This window comes from Novosphingobium gossypii (assembly GCF_050433305.1).
Lineage (GTDB): Bacteria > Pseudomonadota > Alphaproteobacteria > Sphingomonadales > Sphingomonadaceae > Novosphingobium > Novosphingobium gossypii.
This window is the reverse complement of sequence record NZ_JBNPXM010000004.1, coordinates 58,121-75,558: the sequence shown is the minus strand read 5'-3', so window position 1 is coordinate 75,558 and position 17,438 is coordinate 58,121. Positions and strand designations below refer to the sequence as shown.

The 17,438-nt window shown below is 63.4% G+C and carries 19 protein-coding genes and 1 tRNA gene; 4 read left to right on the top strand and 16 right to left on the bottom strand.

Going from position 1 to position 17,438, the window contains the following annotated elements:
• Window positions 1–20: 20 nt before the first annotated feature.
• Window positions 21–97, bottom strand: a tRNA-His gene (locus tag GGR40_RS09780).
• Between the two features lie 198 nt (window positions 98–295).
• On the opposite strand from GGR40_RS09780, the gene GGR40_RS09775 reads away from it, so the two are divergent.
• Window positions 296–928, top strand: coding sequence for a prolyl hydroxylase family protein (locus GGR40_RS09775; RefSeq protein ID WP_429276047.1), 633 nt, complete (start codon window positions 296–298; stop codon window positions 926–928).
• 65 nt (window positions 929–993) lie between these two features.
• On the opposite strand, the gene GGR40_RS09770 is transcribed toward GGR40_RS09775, so the two are convergent.
• From GGR40_RS09770 to GGR40_RS09715, 12 genes are all read right to left on the bottom strand, one after another.
• The gene (locus GGR40_RS09770; RefSeq protein ID WP_429276046.1) at window positions 994–1,563 is read right to left on the bottom strand and encodes a superoxide dismutase family protein; all 570 of its coding nucleotides are present in this window, start codon (window positions 1,561–1,563) and stop codon (window positions 994–996) included.
• 215 nt (window positions 1,564–1,778) lie between these two features.
• Window positions 1,779–2,006: a 50S ribosomal protein L31 gene (gene rpmE / locus GGR40_RS09765; RefSeq protein ID WP_232494211.1), complete on the bottom strand. Its 228-nt coding sequence runs from the start codon at window positions 2,004–2,006 to the stop codon at window positions 1,779–1,781.
• Between the two features lie 128 nt (window positions 2,007–2,134).
• On the bottom strand, window positions 2,135–2,587 hold the full coding sequence (gene fabZ, locus GGR40_RS09760; protein WP_429276045.1) for a 3-hydroxyacyl-ACP dehydratase FabZ: 453 nt from the start codon (window positions 2,585–2,587) through the stop codon (window positions 2,135–2,137).
• Between the two features lie 16 nt (window positions 2,588–2,603).
• A complete protein-coding gene (locus GGR40_RS09755; RefSeq protein ID WP_429276044.1) occupies window positions 2,604–3,320 on the bottom strand; it encodes an OmpH family outer membrane protein in 717 nt (238 codons plus the stop codon).
• Window positions 3,320–6,010 carry an outer membrane protein assembly factor BamA gene (bamA, locus tag GGR40_RS09750; RefSeq protein WP_429276043.1) on the bottom strand — a complete coding sequence of 897 codons (2,691 nt, stop codon included), beginning with the start codon at window positions 6,008–6,010 and terminating at the stop codon, window positions 3,320–3,322. Before bamA ends, GGR40_RS09755 begins: the two co-directional genes overlap by 1 nt.
• A gap of 212 nt (window positions 6,011–6,222) precedes the next feature.
• The gene (gene rseP / locus GGR40_RS09745; RefSeq protein ID WP_429276042.1) at window positions 6,223–7,602 is read right to left on the bottom strand and encodes an RIP metalloprotease RseP; all 1,380 of its coding nucleotides are present in this window, start codon (window positions 7,600–7,602) and stop codon (window positions 6,223–6,225) included.
• Between the two features lie 13 nt (window positions 7,603–7,615).
• A complete protein-coding gene (locus GGR40_RS09740) occupies window positions 7,616–8,767 on the bottom strand; it encodes a 1-deoxy-D-xylulose-5-phosphate reductoisomerase (protein ID WP_429276041.1) in 1,152 nt (383 codons plus the stop codon).
• A 2-nt stretch (window positions 8,768–8,769) separates the two neighbouring features.
• Window positions 8,770–9,543 carry a phosphatidate cytidylyltransferase gene (locus GGR40_RS09735; RefSeq protein ID WP_429276040.1) on the bottom strand — a complete coding sequence of 258 codons (774 nt, stop codon included), beginning with the start codon at window positions 9,541–9,543 and terminating at the stop codon, window positions 8,770–8,772.
• Window positions 9,530–10,219, bottom strand: a complete 690-nt coding sequence (uppS, locus tag GGR40_RS09730; protein WP_429276039.1) for a polyprenyl diphosphate synthase — start codon at window positions 10,217–10,219, stop codon at window positions 9,530–9,532. The genes GGR40_RS09735 and uppS overlap by 14 nt, the downstream gene beginning before the upstream one ends.
• A 43-nt stretch (window positions 10,220–10,262) precedes the next feature.
• Window positions 10,263–10,820, bottom strand: a complete 558-nt coding sequence (gene frr / locus GGR40_RS09725) for a ribosome recycling factor (protein WP_429276038.1) — start codon at window positions 10,818–10,820, stop codon at window positions 10,263–10,265.
• A 3-nt stretch (window positions 10,821–10,823) separates the two neighbouring features.
• The gene (pyrH, locus tag GGR40_RS09720) at window positions 10,824–11,543 is read right to left on the bottom strand and encodes a UMP kinase (RefSeq protein ID WP_429276037.1); all 720 of its coding nucleotides are present in this window, start codon (window positions 11,541–11,543) and stop codon (window positions 10,824–10,826) included.
• Window positions 11,544–11,613: 70 nt separating this feature from the next.
• Window positions 11,614–12,045 carry a winged helix-turn-helix transcriptional regulator gene (locus GGR40_RS09715; RefSeq protein WP_429276036.1) on the bottom strand — a complete coding sequence of 144 codons (432 nt, stop codon included), beginning with the start codon at window positions 12,043–12,045 and terminating at the stop codon, window positions 11,614–11,616.
• A 54-nt stretch (window positions 12,046–12,099) separates the two neighbouring features.
• Here GGR40_RS09715 and GGR40_RS09710 point away from each other — a divergent pair, with 54 nt between their 5' ends.
• Complete coding sequence (locus GGR40_RS09710) at window positions 12,100–12,705, top strand: NAD(P)-dependent oxidoreductase (protein WP_429276035.1); 606 nt, start codon at window positions 12,100–12,102, stop codon at window positions 12,703–12,705.
• 198 nt (window positions 12,706–12,903) lie between these two features.
• Here GGR40_RS09710 and GGR40_RS09705 read toward each other — a convergent pair whose 3' ends face one another.
• The 3 genes from GGR40_RS09705 to rpsB form a co-directional block, all read right to left on the bottom strand.
• The gene (locus GGR40_RS09705) at window positions 12,904–13,455 is read right to left on the bottom strand and encodes a carboxymuconolactone decarboxylase family protein (protein WP_429276034.1); all 552 of its coding nucleotides are present in this window, start codon (window positions 13,453–13,455) and stop codon (window positions 12,904–12,906) included.
• 241 nt (window positions 13,456–13,696) lie between these two features.
• The gene (gene tsf, locus GGR40_RS09700; protein WP_429276033.1) at window positions 13,697–14,620 is read right to left on the bottom strand and encodes a translation elongation factor Ts; all 924 of its coding nucleotides are present in this window, start codon (window positions 14,618–14,620) and stop codon (window positions 13,697–13,699) included.
• 132 nt (window positions 14,621–14,752) lie between these two features.
• Complete coding sequence (gene rpsB, locus GGR40_RS09695; RefSeq protein WP_429276032.1) at window positions 14,753–15,511, bottom strand: 30S ribosomal protein S2; 759 nt, start codon at window positions 15,509–15,511, stop codon at window positions 14,753–14,755.
• Window positions 15,512–15,897: 386 nt separating this feature from the next.
• Between rpsB and GGR40_RS09690 the strand changes: the two genes are divergently transcribed.
• Together GGR40_RS09690 and GGR40_RS09685 are read left to right on the top strand one after the other, a co-directional pair.
• On the top strand, window positions 15,898–16,158 hold the full coding sequence (locus GGR40_RS09690; protein ID WP_429276031.1) for a hypothetical protein: 261 nt from the start codon (window positions 15,898–15,900) through the stop codon (window positions 16,156–16,158).
• Window positions 16,159–16,246: 88 nt separating this feature from the next.
• Window positions 16,247–17,335, top strand: coding sequence for a TauD/TfdA family dioxygenase (locus GGR40_RS09685; RefSeq protein ID WP_429276030.1), 1,089 nt, complete (start codon window positions 16,247–16,249; stop codon window positions 17,333–17,335).
• Window positions 17,336–17,438 lie beyond the last annotated feature (103 nt).

Here is a 17,438-nt window from a genome sequence, read left to right as displayed (position 1 = left end):
CAACGTGTGGTGAGAAAAGATGGGGCGATCGATGGGGTTCGAACCCACGACCTCCGGTACCACAAACCGGCGCTCTAACCAACTGAGCTACGATCGCCACAAGCGCGCTCCGAAGAGCACCGCGTCCTGCAAACCCGAACATCAAGCGTTCCGGTGCGGGAGCGCGCCTTTTGCACAGCATGGAGATTCTTGCAAAACAAAAATGAATGCACGGCGAAATTGTCGTTCGGGGATATTCGCCAGACGCGTCCCAGCGCCGATTTTCCTCTTCCGCGCCAGTGGCTAGAGTGCGTGCATGGACGGATCAGGCGAATCATCGGCGGCAAGATTGCTCGCTCATCCCGGCGCGGCCCGCTTCCCTTCTTCGCGGCTGGAACTGTTCATCCTGCGCGAGTTCCTCAGCGTGGAACGCTGCGCGCAGTTGGTCGCGCTGATCGAGGGAAACAACCGCCCTTCCACTCTTGCCGATTACAACGGCGACGACGCGTTTCGCACCAGCACCACCTGCGACCTGTCGACCGATAATCCGATAGTGGGCGCCCTTGCGCGGGCGCTTTCCGACCTCTCGGGAATACCGCTCAGCCATGCGGAACCGCTGCAGGGTCAACGCTATGAGGTGGGGCAGGAATTCAAGGCACATACCGACTATTTCGAGCCGAACAGCGCCGACTTCCAGAAATACTGCGCGGTCGCGGGGCAACGCACCTGGACCTTCATGATCTACCTCAACGAGGTCGAGGCCGGTGGCGCGACGCGGTTCAAGGTCATCGACAAGATGATCCAGCCCGAGGTCGGGAAGCTGGTCGGCTGGAACAACCGCCGCCCCGATGGCAGCGGCAATGCCGCCACCCTCCACCACGCGATGAAAGTACGCAAGGGGCGCAAATACGTCATCACGCAGTGGTATCGTGAGCGACCCTGGGGGTGAGGGTTTGAGCAGTGGGGTTTCGACAGACTCAGGCCGAGCCTGTCGAAACTCAGTCGCAACAGTTCTTACTTCGCCGCAGGGATCACCGCACAGGCAATGCGCCCGCCAGCATTGCCCGAAGGCTGGCTGGTGTAGTCATCGATGCCAGCGTGGATCACCAAGGCCGAGCCGTCCGCATCCAGCAGCGACTTGGGGCCGCCTGAAAGGGTAACGCCCGTATTGAGCACCTGTGTCTTCAGCGCGCCGTCCGCGCCGACCGTCTGGTTGGGCATGTCGCCGCCATGCGGGCCGGTGGCGACCATGTAGCCGTGCTGATGATCGCCACCGGTGAAGTGACCGCCCGAACTGTCGAACTTGGTCGCAGTGTCGCACAGGCCCTTCTGGTGGAAATGGAAGCCGTGTTCGCCGGCGGGAAGCCCCCTGGCCTCGGCGTTGACGAGAACGCCTGCGGGCGTTTCCTGCAACATGACCATGCCGATCTTCTTGCCGTCCAGCCCGATCAGGTCGGCGTGAACCATCGGCGCCGCAGCCGCCGTCGTTGCCGAATGGCCGGCATGCTTGTCGGCGGCGTGAGCCACGCCAGCGATGGTGATGAAGGTCACCGAGGCGGCGAGAATGCGGGAGGATCGCTTCATTTCATGTCTCCGGTTCTTCGGCATGGCTGCAGAACGCAGCCGCACGCATTGACGTTCCCCCGTCCCGCGTGGTCTGCAAGCGACCCTAAAGCCATGCACATGAAAGGCAATCGCAACTCGTCGGGAAATTTCCGAGCGTTGCAGGCAACAAAAAAGGCGGCCCGAGGACCGCCTTCTTCGTGAACTGATGCATGGGGCGATCGCGCCCCGCGCAATCAGTTCTTCTTGAGCGAGAGACCGCCGAAACGCTTGTTGAACTGGGCCACGCGGCCACCGTCCTGAAGCTGGGCCTTGCCGCCGGTCCACGCCGGGTGCGAGGTCGGATCGATGTCCAGAACCAGCGTGTCGCCTTCCTTGCCCCAGGTCGAGCGGGTCTGGAAGGTGCTGCCGTCGGTCATCTGCACCGTGATGGTGTGATAGTCGGGATGCGTATCGGCCTTCATGGTATGTCTCTTTCGCATGTGGCCGGTTCCGACCGGCCTGGCTTGGAAAGCGGCGCGCTTACAGCGAAGCGCGCCGGAATGCAACAGGTATCACGGGTGACGCTGGGAGCCGGCCCCGCGCCCAGCGATCAGGCGTCTGCGATCATCGCCGTGAAATTGACCTCGCAGGTCACCTTTTCGTCGATGGAAGCCTTGCCCCAGAACTTGCACACGCGCGAACGCTTCTGGACGAAGCCCGTGCGCAGCGTCAGCAGGTGGCCGGGGGTGACGGGCGCGCGGAACTTCGCGTCCTCGATGGCCATGAAATAGACCAGCTTGCCGGTACCGGCGAGGCCGAGGCTCTCGATCGCGAGGATGCCCGCGGCCTGTGCCAGCGCTTCGATCTGGAGGACGCCGGGCATAATCGGACGACCGGGGAAGTGTCCCTGGAAGAAGTCCTCGTTGAAGCTCACCGCCTTGACCGCCTCGATTTCCTCCTCGGAAATCGAGACGACGCGGTCGACGAGCAGCATCGGATAGCGGTGCGGAAGCGCCGCCAGGATCTTCGCGGTATCGTACACGACTTCTGTCTTGTCACTCATGCCCGTGCGGTTCCGATCAGCGACCCGAGGGTGCTGCGGCGGGTGCGGCTGCCGGAGCGGCCTGACCCTGAGCGGCGGCCTGCTGCGCGCGCTGTTCGCGAACCTGGCGCGGTTCCCAGCCTGCGGGCGGTACCAGCTGCGCCGAAGGCAGCGCGGTGTTCAGCTCGTTCAGGATGTCCTGATTGAGGTTGTAGGCGCCGCCGTTGACAGCCAGGATTGCATCGGGCGAGATCAGGATCGACACGCCCTTCTTGGTCATCGCCGCCTTCACCGCGTCGTTCAGCTTGTCTTCGATCTGCTCGTTGACATAGGCCTGCGACAGGCCGACCGGCTGCAGGATGCGCTGGAGTTCGGCCTTGCCGTTCTCCTGGATCTGCTGGATGCTGCCGGCCTGCTGCTCAAGCGAGGCCTGCGTGGCCTTGCCGCCCTGGCGATCGGCGTTGAACTTGTCGATCAGCGGCTTGATCTGGGTGTTGAGCGCGTTCTGGCGGGTCTGCGCCTGGTCGAACTGCGCCTTGAACGTGGTCTGGCGCTGGGTTTCAGCCGTCTTGTACGCGTTCGAGTTGGCGATCACCGCATCGAAGCTGGCAACACCCAGGCCCTGCACGATGGTGCCGCCCGAAGCGGCGGATGCAGCCGGAGCCGCGTCCTTCTTGGCGGCCAGCGCGGGGTTGGCAGCAGCGGCGAGCGCGAGGCCGGCGGCCAACGCGACGAACTTGGTCTTGGTAGTCATCAGAACTGGGTTCCCACGTTGAAGTTGAATGCCTTGGGATCGTCGCCGTTCTGCTTGAGCAGCACGCGCGAGAAGTCGATGCGGAACGGCCCGAAGGGCGAGTTCCAGTTCACGCCGATACCGACGGCGACACGCGGCTTCCACGTATCACCGACGAATTCCTCGACGAAGTTGTATGCATAGCTGCCGGTGGCGGTGAGTTGGCGACCACTGGTGTCCGTCGCCGATGTCGTGGTCGTGGTGGTATCTACGCCGTTGGCGTCCTTGATGAAATACGTCGGAACGCACCCATTTTGGCAATTCAGCAGGTCCGGACGCTTGACACTCCACACGGCACCGACGTCGGCGAAGATCGACGGGCGCAGGCCCATCTCACGCGCGCCGGAGCCCAGCGGAATCTCCAGCTCGGCGCGGCCCATGTAGTAGTATTTGCCGCCCAGCGCGTCGTCCTGCCAGTTGTCGCGGTCGGTCGAGACAACACCGTCGGTGATGTACTTGCGCAGCACGCGCGGGCCGACGCCGCGGATCGCGAAGCCACGGAACTGGGGCTGACCGAGATAGAAGCGGTCGTTGATGCGGATGTCCTGACCGGACAGGCCCTTGATCGCGCCACCTTCTGCGGAGAGCGAGAAGATGAAGCCCTTGCCCAGGTTGGTGAACTTGGATGCATTGGCGCGGATGCGCGCATACTTCACATCGCCGCCAAGGCCCGCAAAATCGACATTGACCGAAGCGGTGATGCCGCGCGTCGGGCGCATGCGGTTGTCCAGCGTATCGTAGATCAGCGATCCGCCGATGATGGAGCTGAGCCGCTTGCCGACTGCATCGCAAAGATAACGGCTAGCGATCAGCGGATCACAATTGCCATTGGCGTCGTTGTATTCGCTGCCCAGGCTGATGTCGTCATAGTTCAGCGTATAGCTGCCCACGGCGGTCAGATATTCCGTCAGCGGCACGCCCGCACGAACGCTGAAACCGGTGGTCGACTGTTCGTAGGTCGTGTTGCGGTTAGTGTTGTAATAATTGAAGCTGTTGAAGTCGCGGCGATAGATGTTCACGCCCAGCGACACGTTCTTGTCGAACAGGTAAGGCTCGACGAAGCTGGCCTCCACGCTCTTGGAATAGCGCGAGATGCTGCCCGAAAGGCCCACCGTCTGGCCACGCCCGCGGAAGTTGCGCTGGCGGATCGATGCCTGGAAGATGAAACTTTCGAGGCTGGAGAAACCGGCCGAGAGCTGCAGTTCGCCGGTCGGCTTTTCTTCGACGTTGGCTTCCAGCAGAATGCGGTCTTCGGCGCTGCCGGGCTTCTGCTCGACCTCGAACTTTTCCTGGAAGTAGCCCAGCGACTTGATGCGGTTGGTCGAACGCTTGACCTGAACCGAGTTGAACGCGTCACCTTCCGCCAGGCGGAATTCACGGCGCACGACCTTGTCCTGGGTCAGCGTGTTGCCGTTGATGTCGATCCTCTCAACGTAGACGCGCGGCGCTTCCTGGATCACGAAGGTCAACCCCATGGTGAGGTTTTCCTTGTCGCGGTCATACTGCGGACGCACATCCGCGAAGGCGTAACCGAAGGCGCCGGCGGTCTCGTTCAGGCTCTCGATCGTGTCTTCGACCTGCTTGGCGTTGTACCAGTCGCCCTTGTGCATAGGCAGGCTGGCGGCCAGCTTGTCGCCATCGAATTCGCGAAGCTGGCTTTCCACCTTCACGTCGCCGAACTTGTAGCGCTTCCCTTCCTCCACCACATACGTGATGATGAAGTCCTTCTTGTCCGGGGTGAGTTCGGCCACTGCCGACACCACGCGGAAATCGGCATAGCCCTGCGTCAGGTAGAACTGGCGAAGCTTCTGCTGGTCGAAGGCCATGCGATCGGGATCGTAGCTGGTGCCCGAGCTGAACAGACGAGTGAAGCGCGCCTGCTTGGTCACCATCTGGCCGCGCAGTTCGCCTGCGGAGAAATGCTCGTTGCCGATGATGTTGATCTGGCGGACCTTGGACTTGTCGCCCTCGGTGATCTCGAAAACGATGTCGACGCGGTTCTGATCGAGCGCAACCATCTTCGGCTCGACCGTAGCGGCATAGCGGCCCTGGCGCTTGTAAAGCTCGATGATGCGGGCCACGTCGGCGCGGATCTTGGAGCGGGTAAAGATCTGGCGCGGGGCGACCTTGATCTCGGGCAGGATCTTGTCGTCCTTGATGCGCTTGTTGCCTTCAAGAATGATGCGGTTGACGACCGGGTTTTCCTGAACGGTGATCGTTACGACGCCGTCGGCAAAGCCGACCTGCACGTCCTTGAACAGTTCGGTCGCGTAGAGATCCTTGAGCGCAGTGTCAGCCGCCACCTTGGTATAGAGCTGGCCCGCACGCAGGGTGATGTAGGACAGCACCGTCTGCCCTTCGAGACGCTCCGAACCCTTGACCACGATGGTCTGAATGGGCTGGCCCTGCTCGGCCGGCGCAACGACCGCAGGCGCAGGCGCGGCAGGTGCCGCAGCCGGGACCGGCGTGCGCTTGCCCGGCTTGCCGGCAGGCCTGGCCGCCTTGCCCGAAGATGGCGCAGCCTGGGCAAAAGCCTCAACCGGCATCACCGAGAGGATGGTGGTTCCAAGAAGAACTGCTGCGACTTGCGAACCCAAGAGGCCGCCGGCGCTGCGCCTTCCAGTGCTGCGAACCAATTCCCGTCCGATCATTCTACGCAAAATCCCGTATTCGCTTTCGCGATGAAAAACAGACCACCCGGCCTGGAACGATTACCTAAGGGGAAGCACCCGGCCCCGCAGGCAATCGCAGCCATCTGCCCGATGGAGCGCGTCCAATCAAGCAGACAAAATCCGGCAACTTTGTGATCGCCACTGAATCCCTGCGGGCTATCCCCCAAAAACCGCTTACCGCCGATAATCACCTACCGGGCGAAAATCGGCAACGAGGCAAGATCGTTGACCGTGACGAACACCATCAGTGCCAGCACCAGCACTACGCCCGTCCTGATGGCCCATTCCTGGCTGCGGACACCCAGAGGCCTGCGTCGGACCAGTTCTGCCGCGTAGAAAGCCAGATGTCCGCCGTCGAGGCCAGGGATTGGCAGGAGGTTGATGAATGCCAAGTTAATCGAGATGAAGGCGACGAATTCGACGAAAGAGGCCCAGCCCAGGCTCAGACTCTGTCCCGAATACTGCGCGATCTTGATCGGTCCGCCCAGTTCGCGAACCGAACGATCGCCGGTGACGATCTGCTTGAGGCCCGTCACGATGTTGCCGATCGCATTCATGCTCTGGTCGAAGCCGAGCACGATCGCACGCATCACGCCGGGCTTGTCGAGACGGCCCGGAATCACGCCGATCTGCCCAACCGACTGTAGACGGCCCTGCTCGTCCGGCGCCTTCCCCTGGCCGATCGGAACGGGCACGGTGATGAGCCTGCCGTCGCGTCGCACGGCTATGTCGATCGTGCGCCCCGCGTTGGGGCGGATCAGGCGCGGAATGTCGTCGAATCCATCCACGGAAGTGCCGCCGACCGACACGATCCGGTCGCCGACCTTGAGGCCCGCCTTCTCTGCAGTCGATTCGCCGAAGAAGCCGCCCACCATCGGCGGGATGAGTTCCACGCCCAGATCGCCGATGCGTGCCTTGTTGCCGAATTGATCGGTCAACTCGCGCGACGCCGCCTTGACCGGACGCACGATGGTCTGTCCATCACGCTCGACGGCGATATTCAGGGTCTTGCCGGGGTAGTAGAGGACGATGGCGGGCACGTCCTGCGCGGTTTCCACCTTTTCGCCATCGATGGCGACGATCCGGTCGCCTAGGCGAAGCCCGGCCTGCGCGGCGGGCGAATTATCCGCAAAGCCGCTGATTTCCGGGTCTGCGATCATCCGGCCATAGATCGCATAGAACCCGGCAAAGATGATCACGCACAGCAGCAAGTTGGTCATCGGGCCGGCCAGCACGATCAGCGCGCGCTGCCACAGCGGCTTGGAGTGGAAGGTCTGCGCCCGCTCTTCAGGCGAAAGGCGCGCATCGTTGGGGTTAGGCGCGCTTGATGGGTTCATGTCGCCCGCGAACTGCACATAACCGCCCAAAGGCAGCAGCGACAGCTTCCAGCGAGTGCCACGCCGGTCGGTCCACCCTGCGATTTCCTTGCCGAAGCCGATGGAAAAGGCATCCGCCTTCACCCCGAAAAGACGGCCGACCAGATAATGGCCCAGCTCATGAATCAGGACCAGCGGCCCCAGCACCAGGAGAAAGGCGAAGATCGTCGTCAATAGTCCTGGGGAACCAGTCAAGCTTGGCCTTTCTTCAGGTGCTGCTCACGAGCAGCCGCGCCCTTGCCCGTGCTTCTCCATCGACGTCGAGGACGTCAGACAGGCAGCCCGGCGGTGGCGGTGCGTAAGACAATAGCACATCTTCGACTTGTGCCGCGATATGCGTGAACGAAATCTGACCGCCGAGGAAAGCCGCGACGGCGATCTCGTTGGCGGCATTGAGCACTGCCGGAATCGCTCCGCCTGCCTGAGCCGCTTCCCGCGCCAGACGCGTTGCGGGGAAGCGTACTTCATCGGGCTTGCGGAAGGTCAGTTCACCGACTTCCGCCAGATCCAGCGGGTCGCACGGCGTTTCCATGCGCGCCGGCCACGCCAGCGCGGAAGCGATGGGCACCCGCATGTCCGACGGGCCAAGCTGCGCCAGCGTCGATCCGTCGCGGTATTCTACCATCGAATGCACCACGGACTGCGGGTGAACGATGATGCGCAACTTATCCAGGCCAACCGGGAACAGGTGGTGTGCCTCGATCAGTTCGAGGCCCTTGTTGAACATGGTCGCCGAATCGACACTGATCTTCGCGCCCATGTCCCAGTTGGGGTGGCGCACGGCCTCAGCCGGGGTGGCGGCGGCAAGGCGCTCCATCGACCAGTCGCGGAACGGACCGCCGCTGGCCGTCAGGGTGATCCAGCGCACGTCTTCCCGGTCGTTGCCATTCAGGCACTGGAAGATCGCGTTGTGCTCCGAGTCGACAGGCAGCAGCGTGGCGCCATGCCGCGCCACGGCGGCCATCATCACCTCTCCGGCGGAAACCAGTGCTTCCTTGTTGGCGAGCGCGATGACGCCGCCCTGCTCGATCGCGGCCATCGTGGGGGCCAGCCCCGCACAGCCGACGATAGCGGCCAGAGTGACTTGCGCGCGCCGCGCCGCAGCCTCGACCAGAGCCGCAGGACCGCCCGCCGCCTCAATGCCCGATCCGGACAGAGCCTCGCGCAGGGTGGGCAGGTGCGCCTCGTCCGCGACGACAGCGACCTCGGCATCGAACTCGCGCGCCAGCTTCGCCAGTTCGACGGCATTGGAATGCGCCGTCAGGGCGACGACGCGCCACTGCGCGCGGTTGCGGCGGATGAGGTCCAGCGTCGATGCGCCGATGGAGCCGGTGGCGCCCAGAACGGTCAGGGTACGCATGGTCAGGACAGGATCACGATGGTCACAGCCAGTAGGAACAGCACGGCCAGCAATCCGTCAACCCGGTCGAAGAAACCGCCATGCCCCGGAATGAGATTGCCCGAGTCCTTGAACCCCGCGCGGCGCTTCATCCAGCTTTCGAAGAAATCGCCCGCCTGTGCGCAAACGGCAATCAGCACGCCCATCCCCAGGCACACGCCCAGCAGCGGCAGGAGGCCGGCCTGGGCATACCAGCATGGCTGCGTCCCAAAGCACGATACCGCATCGGCGGCAGAGACGTCCGGCGTCAGGCGTATCGCGCCTTCCTGCCACAACCGGGCAGCTGCGAAGAGCGCCAGGGTCGCCCCGAACACGCCGCCCATCAGGCCGGACCAGGTCTTGGACGGGCTGATCGACGGCGCGATCTTCGGACCCCGCAGGGTGCGTCCGGTGAAATAGGCGCCGACGTCCACCGCGATCACCGTTGCCAGCACCGTCAGGATCGGAGCAGCGGTGAAGGCCGCGTTGTGCAGGAACATCAGCATCGCCGCGCCAATGCCCACATAGAGCATCCCCGCGAAATTCCACGCCGCCCGCGCGCCTGGCCCCGGCGAGATGCGCCGTGCCAGCCGGATCCATTCCCACAGCACGCCCACCGATACCGCGCCCACGAAGGCGATCCATACCGGCCCGCCGAACCAGAGCGCAGCCCCCGCGACCAGCACCATGACGATCGCCGACCGGGTCCGCACCTTGAGGTCGGACGTACCCTTCGCCGGAGGTTCAGCGCCCGCCATAGCGACGCTCCCGTGTGGTGAAGGTCGTCAGAGCGTCACGCAAATGATCGGCGGTGAAGTCCGGCCAGAGCACATCGGTGAACAGCATCTCGGCATAAGCTGCCTGCCACAGCAGGAAGTTCGAAAGCCGCACTTCGCCGGAGGTACGGATGAGCAGGTCCAGCGGCGGCAGGTCTGCGGTGTCGAGTTCGGCGGCAATGGTTTCGGGCGTGATCGCGCCCTTGGCCGCGGCCCGGGTGGCGGCGCGGGCGATCTCGTCCTGCGAGCCGTAGTTCAGCGCCACTGCCAGCGTCGTGCCGGTATTCTGCGCGGTGCGAGCCATCGCGCCCTCCACCAGCTCGACCACGTCAGGCTTGAACGCCTTGTAGTCGCCGATGATCTTGAGCCGGACGCCCGCCAACGCGAATTCGTCGAGGTCGGAGAGGATGAACCGCTTCATCAGGCTCATCAGGTCCGAGATCTCGTCCTCGGGACGGCGCCAGTTCTCGGTAGAGAAGGCGTAGAGCGTCAGTGCCTCCAGCCCCATCTCCCGCGCGCCGCGCACGACGCGGCGCACCGCCTCAACCCCGCGCTGGTGACCCACCGCGCGGGGAAGCAGGCGCTTCTTCGCCCAGCGCCCGTTACCATCCATGATGATGGCGACATGGCGGGCGCGCAGAGTTTCGTCGCTGGCCATCAGGCTCCCTTCGTCGCGAGGCGCACCCGGATCGGGTCGCGCCTCACTTGCCCAGGATTTCCTTTTCTTTGGCGGCGAAGACTTCGTCGAGAGCCTTCACCATTTCGTCGGTCAGCTTCTGGACTTCGGTTTCGCCGCGCTTGCGGTCGTCTTCCGAGATTTCCTTCTTCTTCTCGTCGGCCTTCAGGTTCTCGATCCCGTCGCGGCGCACGTTGCGCACGGCGACGCGCGCCTTTTCCGCGTAGGAGCTGGCGAGCTTGGCCAGTTCCTTGCGGCGCTCCTCGGTCAGATCGGGAATCGGCAGACGCAGGGTGTTGCCGTCATTGATCGGGTTGAGGCCCAAACCCGCCGAACGGATCGCCTTTTCCACCGGCCCGATGTTGGACTTGTCCCACACCTGCACCGACAACATGCGCGGCTCCGGAGCCGAAATGGTAGCGACCGAGGTGATCGGCATCGCGCTGCCATAGACGGTCACGGTGATCGGTTCGAGCAGCGCGGTGTTAGCGCGGCCCGTGCGCAGACCTGAAAGGTCGTGCTTGAGCGCGTCGATCGCGCCCTTCATGCGGCGTTCGAGATCCGCCTTGTCGTACTTGGCCATATGTCAGGCTCCTTTCTGGACGATCGTCTTGGTGCCACCACCCGCGAGAACGGTGGCAAGGTTGCCCTTCTCGCGGATCGAGAACACGACGATCGGAATCGAGTTGTCGCGGCACAGGGCCACGGCGGAGGCGTCCATCACCTGCAGGTTGTCGGCAAGGACGGTGTCGTAATCGACGGAATCGTAACGCTTGGCGTCCGGGTTGCGCTTCGGATCGCTGTCGTAGACGCCGTCGACGCTGGTGCCCTTGAGCAGGGCATCGCAACGCATTTCGGCAGCGCGCAGCGCGGCGCCGGAATCGGTGGTGAAGTACGGCGCGCCCACGCCCGCGGCGAAGATGACCACGCGGCCTTTCTCAAGGTGACGCTCGGCCCGGCGGCGGATCACCGGCTCGCAGACCGTGTCCATCTGCACGGCGGACTGCACGCGCGTTTCGACGCCCAGCTGCTCCAGCGCGTTCTGCATCGCCAGCGCGTTCATCACGGTCGCCAGCATGCCCATGTAGTCGGCCTGCGCCCGGTCCATGCCACGCGCGGCGCCGGCCATGCCCCGGAAGATGTTGCCGCCGCCGATGACGAGGCACACCTCAAGACCGGTTTCCTTGGCCGCCTTCACTTCCTTTGCCAGTTCGGCAACGAAGTCCGGATCGATCCCGAACTGCTGGCTCCCCATCAGCACCTCGCCCGACAGTTTGAGCAGGACGCGTTTGTAGGGGGATGACATGCCGCTGGGTCTCCTGTGGGCGTGAATGGCCCCGGCTTTAGGAGCGCACGCGCCAATTGGCAACGGGGGTTTACCCGGCAGCCTGCGCCAATCGCCTCTCGCGCTCGTCATAGGCGGTCTGCGCCTGCGCCACCGCATCCATGCGCCGTTCGGCCCAATCCACCATGCCGCGCAAGGTCCGCAGCAGTTCGCACCCCAGCGCGGTGGTTGCATAGCTGACCGAGACCGGCACCGTCGGCGTCACTGTCCGCACCACCAGCCCGTCCCGCTCCAGCGAGCGCAGGGTCTGGCTCAACATCTTCTGCGAAATACCGCCGATCCTGCGCTTCAGACCGTTGAAGCGAACTTCTCCCTCCCCCAGCACGGTAAGCACCAGAACGGACCATTTATCGGCGATGCGATCCAGCAGAAGCCGCGTAGGGCAGTCAGCCGCGAAGACGTCGGGCTCGGGACAGACGGTTCCCCGGCGGTAACCGGGTGCGGTGAAAGTGCCTTCTTGCATGACGTCGGCCTCTATCACATCTGGTCACCATTAGATACCTGGTGGAGAATCGAAATGAAGATTGCAGTCATCGGCGCCAGCGGCAATGTTGGTTCGCAGATCGTCCGTGAAGCCGCCGCGCGCGGTCATGACGTGCTGGCCGTTGCCCGCCACCCCGAGCGCATCGCCACCGGCGATGGCATCACCGTCAGCGCGGGAGACGCATCCAAAGTCGATGAAATAGCCGCCTTGATCACCGGGAAAGATGCCGTCATCAGTGCCCTTCATTTCGATACCACCGATACGCTTCTCGCTGCAGTGCGCAAAGCTGGCGTGCCGCGCATGCTTGTGACCGGGGGCGCCGCCAGCCTCGAAGTCGCGCCCGGGACCAAGCTGATCGATACGCCCGCCTTCCCGGACGAGTGGAAGCCCTTTGCCGTCGGCGGCGTTGCCTTCCTGGAAACCCTGCGCACGGTGGACGACGTGGACTGGACGTTCTTCTCCCCCGCCGCGCTGATCTTCGACGGTCCGCGCACCGGCCACTATCGCACCGGCGGCGACCAGCTGGTCACGGACGACGCTGGCGAAAGCAAGATCAGCTTTGCGGATTACGCGATTGCGATGGTGGATGAACTGGAAGCGCACAAGCATTCCAAAAGCAGGTTTACGGCGGCTTATTGAGTAGAAGAAAAGGGAAGTCCTGGGGCCATCGCCCCAGGCCCCTTAACTGTCGTCGTCGTGCGCGCAGCGCTGTCGAGGAAGAATGTGCCGCAGGCTTTCATGTCTCCCGACGCAGAGCGAGTGCCTAACGCCGCTGCACGCGCGACATCGACGATATACGGGGTGCAGGGGTGGTAAACCCCTGCTTCTCCCTTAACTTCAGGCTGCTTCCGCCAGAGGCCCGCCGATGGAACAGACCCCATCCACGCCCAGAACATGCGCCACGCGGCCCATCGCCATCCATGCGGCGACGCAGTGCGTCAGGTCCACGATCTCGGCATCGGTCATCACGCTTTTAAGCTGCGCCCAGAATGCTTCGTCGTCTCCGAGTCCGCGTGGATCGGTGCCCATCTTCTGCGCAAAGCGCACGGCGAGCCGCTCCTTCTCCGAAAGCGCAGAGAGATCGTCGTTCAGGACGGCCTGATACATTGCTTCGTTCGGGGCTTCACCGGGAGCATTGTCCTGCAGGATCACGCCGCCATCGTAGCCGAGGATGCGCAGATCACGCTGGGCCCGCCAGTTCATACAGACGGTGCAGCCGTTGATGACGGCGGTGGCGATGCGGCAGGCCTCAAACAGGCGCAGCGGCAGCTTCGAATGCTGGTAGGGCGCCATGGCAAAGGCGCCTCCGGCCCTTACGAGTTCGGGCGAATACTGGACTGACAGATCGGGGATCGGGTTCTGTGGCTGTGGTGCGAGTTCTACGCGCATGATGCCTCCGGTTATGCCCGGTTCTGGCCGGGTCGAGGAAGCAGGCTACGCCTACGGTGATACGAGTCAATCATGAATGTTTTTTATGTGAGATAGGCCTTGCCCATCCACATATCCCCGGATGCGGCCGGATCATGGAAGGCGTGGGCGCATGGCACCACGCCCGGGCCTCGAAACCGAAACGGGCCGCAGAAGCAATGCTTCTGCGGCCCGTCCGTTATTCAGCAAAGAAGGGCTGAGGTCAGCCAGCAACCGCTGCGGCCACCTCGGCTGCGAAGTCGGTGACTTCCTTCTCGATGCCTTCGCCCAGCTGGAAGCGCACGTAGTCCTTGAGGACGATCTTCGCGCCTGCTTCCTTGCCGGCCTGGTCGACGACCTGCTGGATCGGGGTCTTGTTGTCCATGACGAAGACCTGCGACAGCAGGGCGTTTTCCTTGGCGTACTTGGCCACGGCGCCTTCGACCATCTTGGCCTGCACGGCTTCGGGCTTGCCCGACTCAGCGGCCTTTTCCTGGGCGATCTTGCGCTCGCGCTCGATCAGCTCGGCATCGAGGTCGTCGGCGTTGAGGGCCAGCGGGAAGGCTGCGGCGATGTGCATCGCGATCTGCTTGCCCAGACCTTCGAGAACGGCAGCAGGTGCTTCCGATTCCAGAGCGACGAGCACGCCGATCTTGCCGAGGTTCGGCGCCGCGGCGTTGTGCATGTAGGGAACGACGAGACCGGCCGACACTTCGACGGTCTTCATGCGGCGAACCTGCTGGTTCTCGCCGATGGTCGCGACGTTGTTGGTCAGCGCGTCGGTCACCGTGCCGCCGCCCGGATAGGCCGCTGCCTTGAGCGCTTCGATGTCGTCACCGGTCACGTTCAGGGCAGCTTCGGTGGTCTTGCGCACGAAGTCCTGGAACTGGTCGTTCTTGGCGACGAAGTCCGTCTCCGAGTTGACTTCGACGGCGACGCCCTTCGTGCCGGTCACGGCGATGCCGACGAGGCCCTCTGCCGCGGTGCGGCTGGACTTCTTGGCAACGGCGGCAAGGCCCTTGGCACGCAGTGCGTCGATCGCGGCTTCGATGTCCCCGTTCGTCTCGTCGAGAGCCTTCTTGCAGTCCATCATGCCGGCGCCCGAGCGCTCGCGCAGGTTCTTCACGTCAGCGGCGGTGTAAGCCATCGCTCAAATCCTCTTGTTGGGTGGGGAGCCTGTGGAGGCTCCTTGAATCAGATGCTTGAAACAGGTGCGCGCCGGATCCAATGGACCCGGCGCGCGACAATTCCGTGACGAAAAAGTCGTCGTGCCGGGCTATCAGGCCTCGACAGCAGCCTCTTCGGCGACCGGCTCGTCGAACGAACCGATGTCGGCACCGCTGTCGACCACGGCGGCGCGGCCACCCTTGGTCGCAGCCTGAGCGATCGCTTCGCAGTACAGGCGCACGGCGCGGCTGGCGTCGTCGTTGCCGGGGATCGGGAACGAGATGCCGTTGGGGTTCACGTTGGTGTCGAGCACGGCGACGACCGGGATACCGAGGACGTTGGCTTCCTTGATCGCCAGCTCTTCCTTGTTGGCGTCGATCACGAACATCACGTCCGGGATGCCGCCCATGTCACGGATACCGCCGAGCGACAGTTCCAGCTTGTCACGCTCACGCGTCAGCTGGAGGACTTCCTTCTTGGTCAGACCGGCGGTGTCGCCAGCCAGCTGCTCTTCAAGAGCCTTGAAGCGCTTGATCGAACCCGAGATGGTCTTCCAGTTGGTGAGCATGCCGCCCAGCCAGCGGTGGTTGACGTAGTGCTGGCCGCAGGCGCGCGCTGCCTGGGCGATCGGCTCCTGCGCCTGGCGCTTGGTGCCGACGAACAGAACCTTGCCGCCGGCCTGAACGGTCGACTGGACGAATTCGAGAGCGCGCGCAAAAAGCGGCACGGTCTGCGACAGGTCGATGATGTGGATGCCGTTGCGCGCACCGAAGATGTACGGCTTCATGCGCGGGTTCCAGCGGTGGGTCTGGTGTCCGAAGTGGGCACCGGCCTCGATCAGCTGCGACATGGTGACGACGGGAGCCGCCATAATAGAATTCCTTTCCGGTTGAACCTCTGGAAGGCAGGAACCGCGCAAGCGGCACCGGTATGTGCGCCTTCCATGTGGATTGCCGCATCGAGTCGCTGGAGGATTCCGGACGATCTGACGCGAACGGGGCGCCCTTAGACTTGTCGCAGGATAAAATCCAGTCCCAATTCACCGCAAAGGTTTGTCATTTCACCGTCGAAATTGGCAAATCCGCGCGATTCGGGGCCTTGTCGAGGAACTCCGTCGTACCCAGATGTATTCTCAAGGCAAAGCTGGTGATAAGTTGTTAACGCAGCAAGCATCGGTTTTCATTGAAGTTTCGTGCCCAAGGGGAACATTGGAGGACATAGGGCAGGGGCGCGAAACGAACAACAAGGTCGCTCGCCATGACTATCGTAGCATCGTTTCTATTCGCTTTCGCCGGGATCGCCGCCCTCGTGACGATCTGGAAGACGCTGACCACCGCCCTGCCCGCCGTGTGCACCCTGCACCGCGATCTTTCGGCCGAAATGAACGGGCACGCCATCCACGTCGCGACGCTGGACACCCGCGAAGGACGCCGCCCGGCACGCCCGCGCCGCCATCTGCAGCCCAAGCCCGTCAAACACCGACTGCACCAGAATCCGCATCACATTCACGCGGCGTGAAGATACGCGCAGGTCACCGTGCGCCCAGCATCAAGACCTGACGCATCCACGTCGCTAGAAGACGGTCAAGCGCCAGAGGAGATGCCGCATGACCGTCGCCGAAGTTCCAGCCGCTGCCCTTGGTCCCGTCCTCACCGCCGCCGCCTGGCGTGGAGATCGCCTCATGGAAGGGAACGACTGGGTCTATGTGCTGGATTTTGCGCAGCTCTCCGAGCTTGAAGCGCTTGGCAAGCGCTTCATTGAAGAAGACCCCGACCTGCGCTTCGTGCAGGCGACAGATTATCCGCTGGATGCCTGCGCAGAAGCGGTGAAGGTCTGGCGCCACGATGTCGATTTCGGGCGCGGGTTCGTGCTGGTGCGGGGGCTTCGATCGGACCTCTATTCAGACGCCTTGTCCAGCGCGATCTATTATGTGCTGGGGCTGCACATGGGCGACCCGATCCGCCAGAACGAGTTGGGCGACCTGCTCGATCATGTCTATGCCACCAGCGACAAGACCATGGACGACCCCACTGCCAAATCGTCCAAGGTGCGGGACAAGCTGGTTTACCATTCGGACAGTTCCGACATCGTGGCGCTGATGTGCCTGCGCGGCGCGCGCGAAGGTGGCCTGTCCTGCCTGGTGTCGGGCGCGGAGATCTACAACGAAATCCTGCGCCGCCGTCCCGACCTTGCCCATCTGCTGCTGGAGCCGTTCCACTGGGACTGGCGGCGGCAGGACGCCGAGGCCCCCGCCGACACGTATACTTCACCGGTGGTGAGTGTGAAGGACGGCGTGTTCTCGATGTACGCCGGCTCGCTCTACATCCTGACTGCGCAGGAATATCCCGGAGTGCCGACGCTGAGCGCGGACCAGATCGAGGTGCTGCGCCTCTTCGACGAGATCACTTACGAACCCGGCATGGCGATCGCCATGGATTTTCGTCCGGGCGATATTCAGTGGCTGTCGAATTATGCCGCGCTCCATTCGCGGACCGAGTTCTTCGACTGGCCCGAACCCCAGCGCAAGCGCCACCTCCTGCGCCTGTGGCTGTCCAGCAAGACCGACCGCCCGGTTGTGGAAGGCTTCGGCAAGAACGGTGTCGTCCAGCACCGTTCGGCGCATCGTCAAGGCGTGGAACATCCGGACGCGCGGTTCTCCATCCGCACGATGTCGGTGCCCAGGATGCTGTCCTGATGGCGGGTTGAGGGTGATATGGCTAAGGCGCAACCCTTAGCCCTCACGCCCGTCTGCCTGAACTTGTTTCAGGGCCCATAGCGCAAGCGTATACGGAGTAATG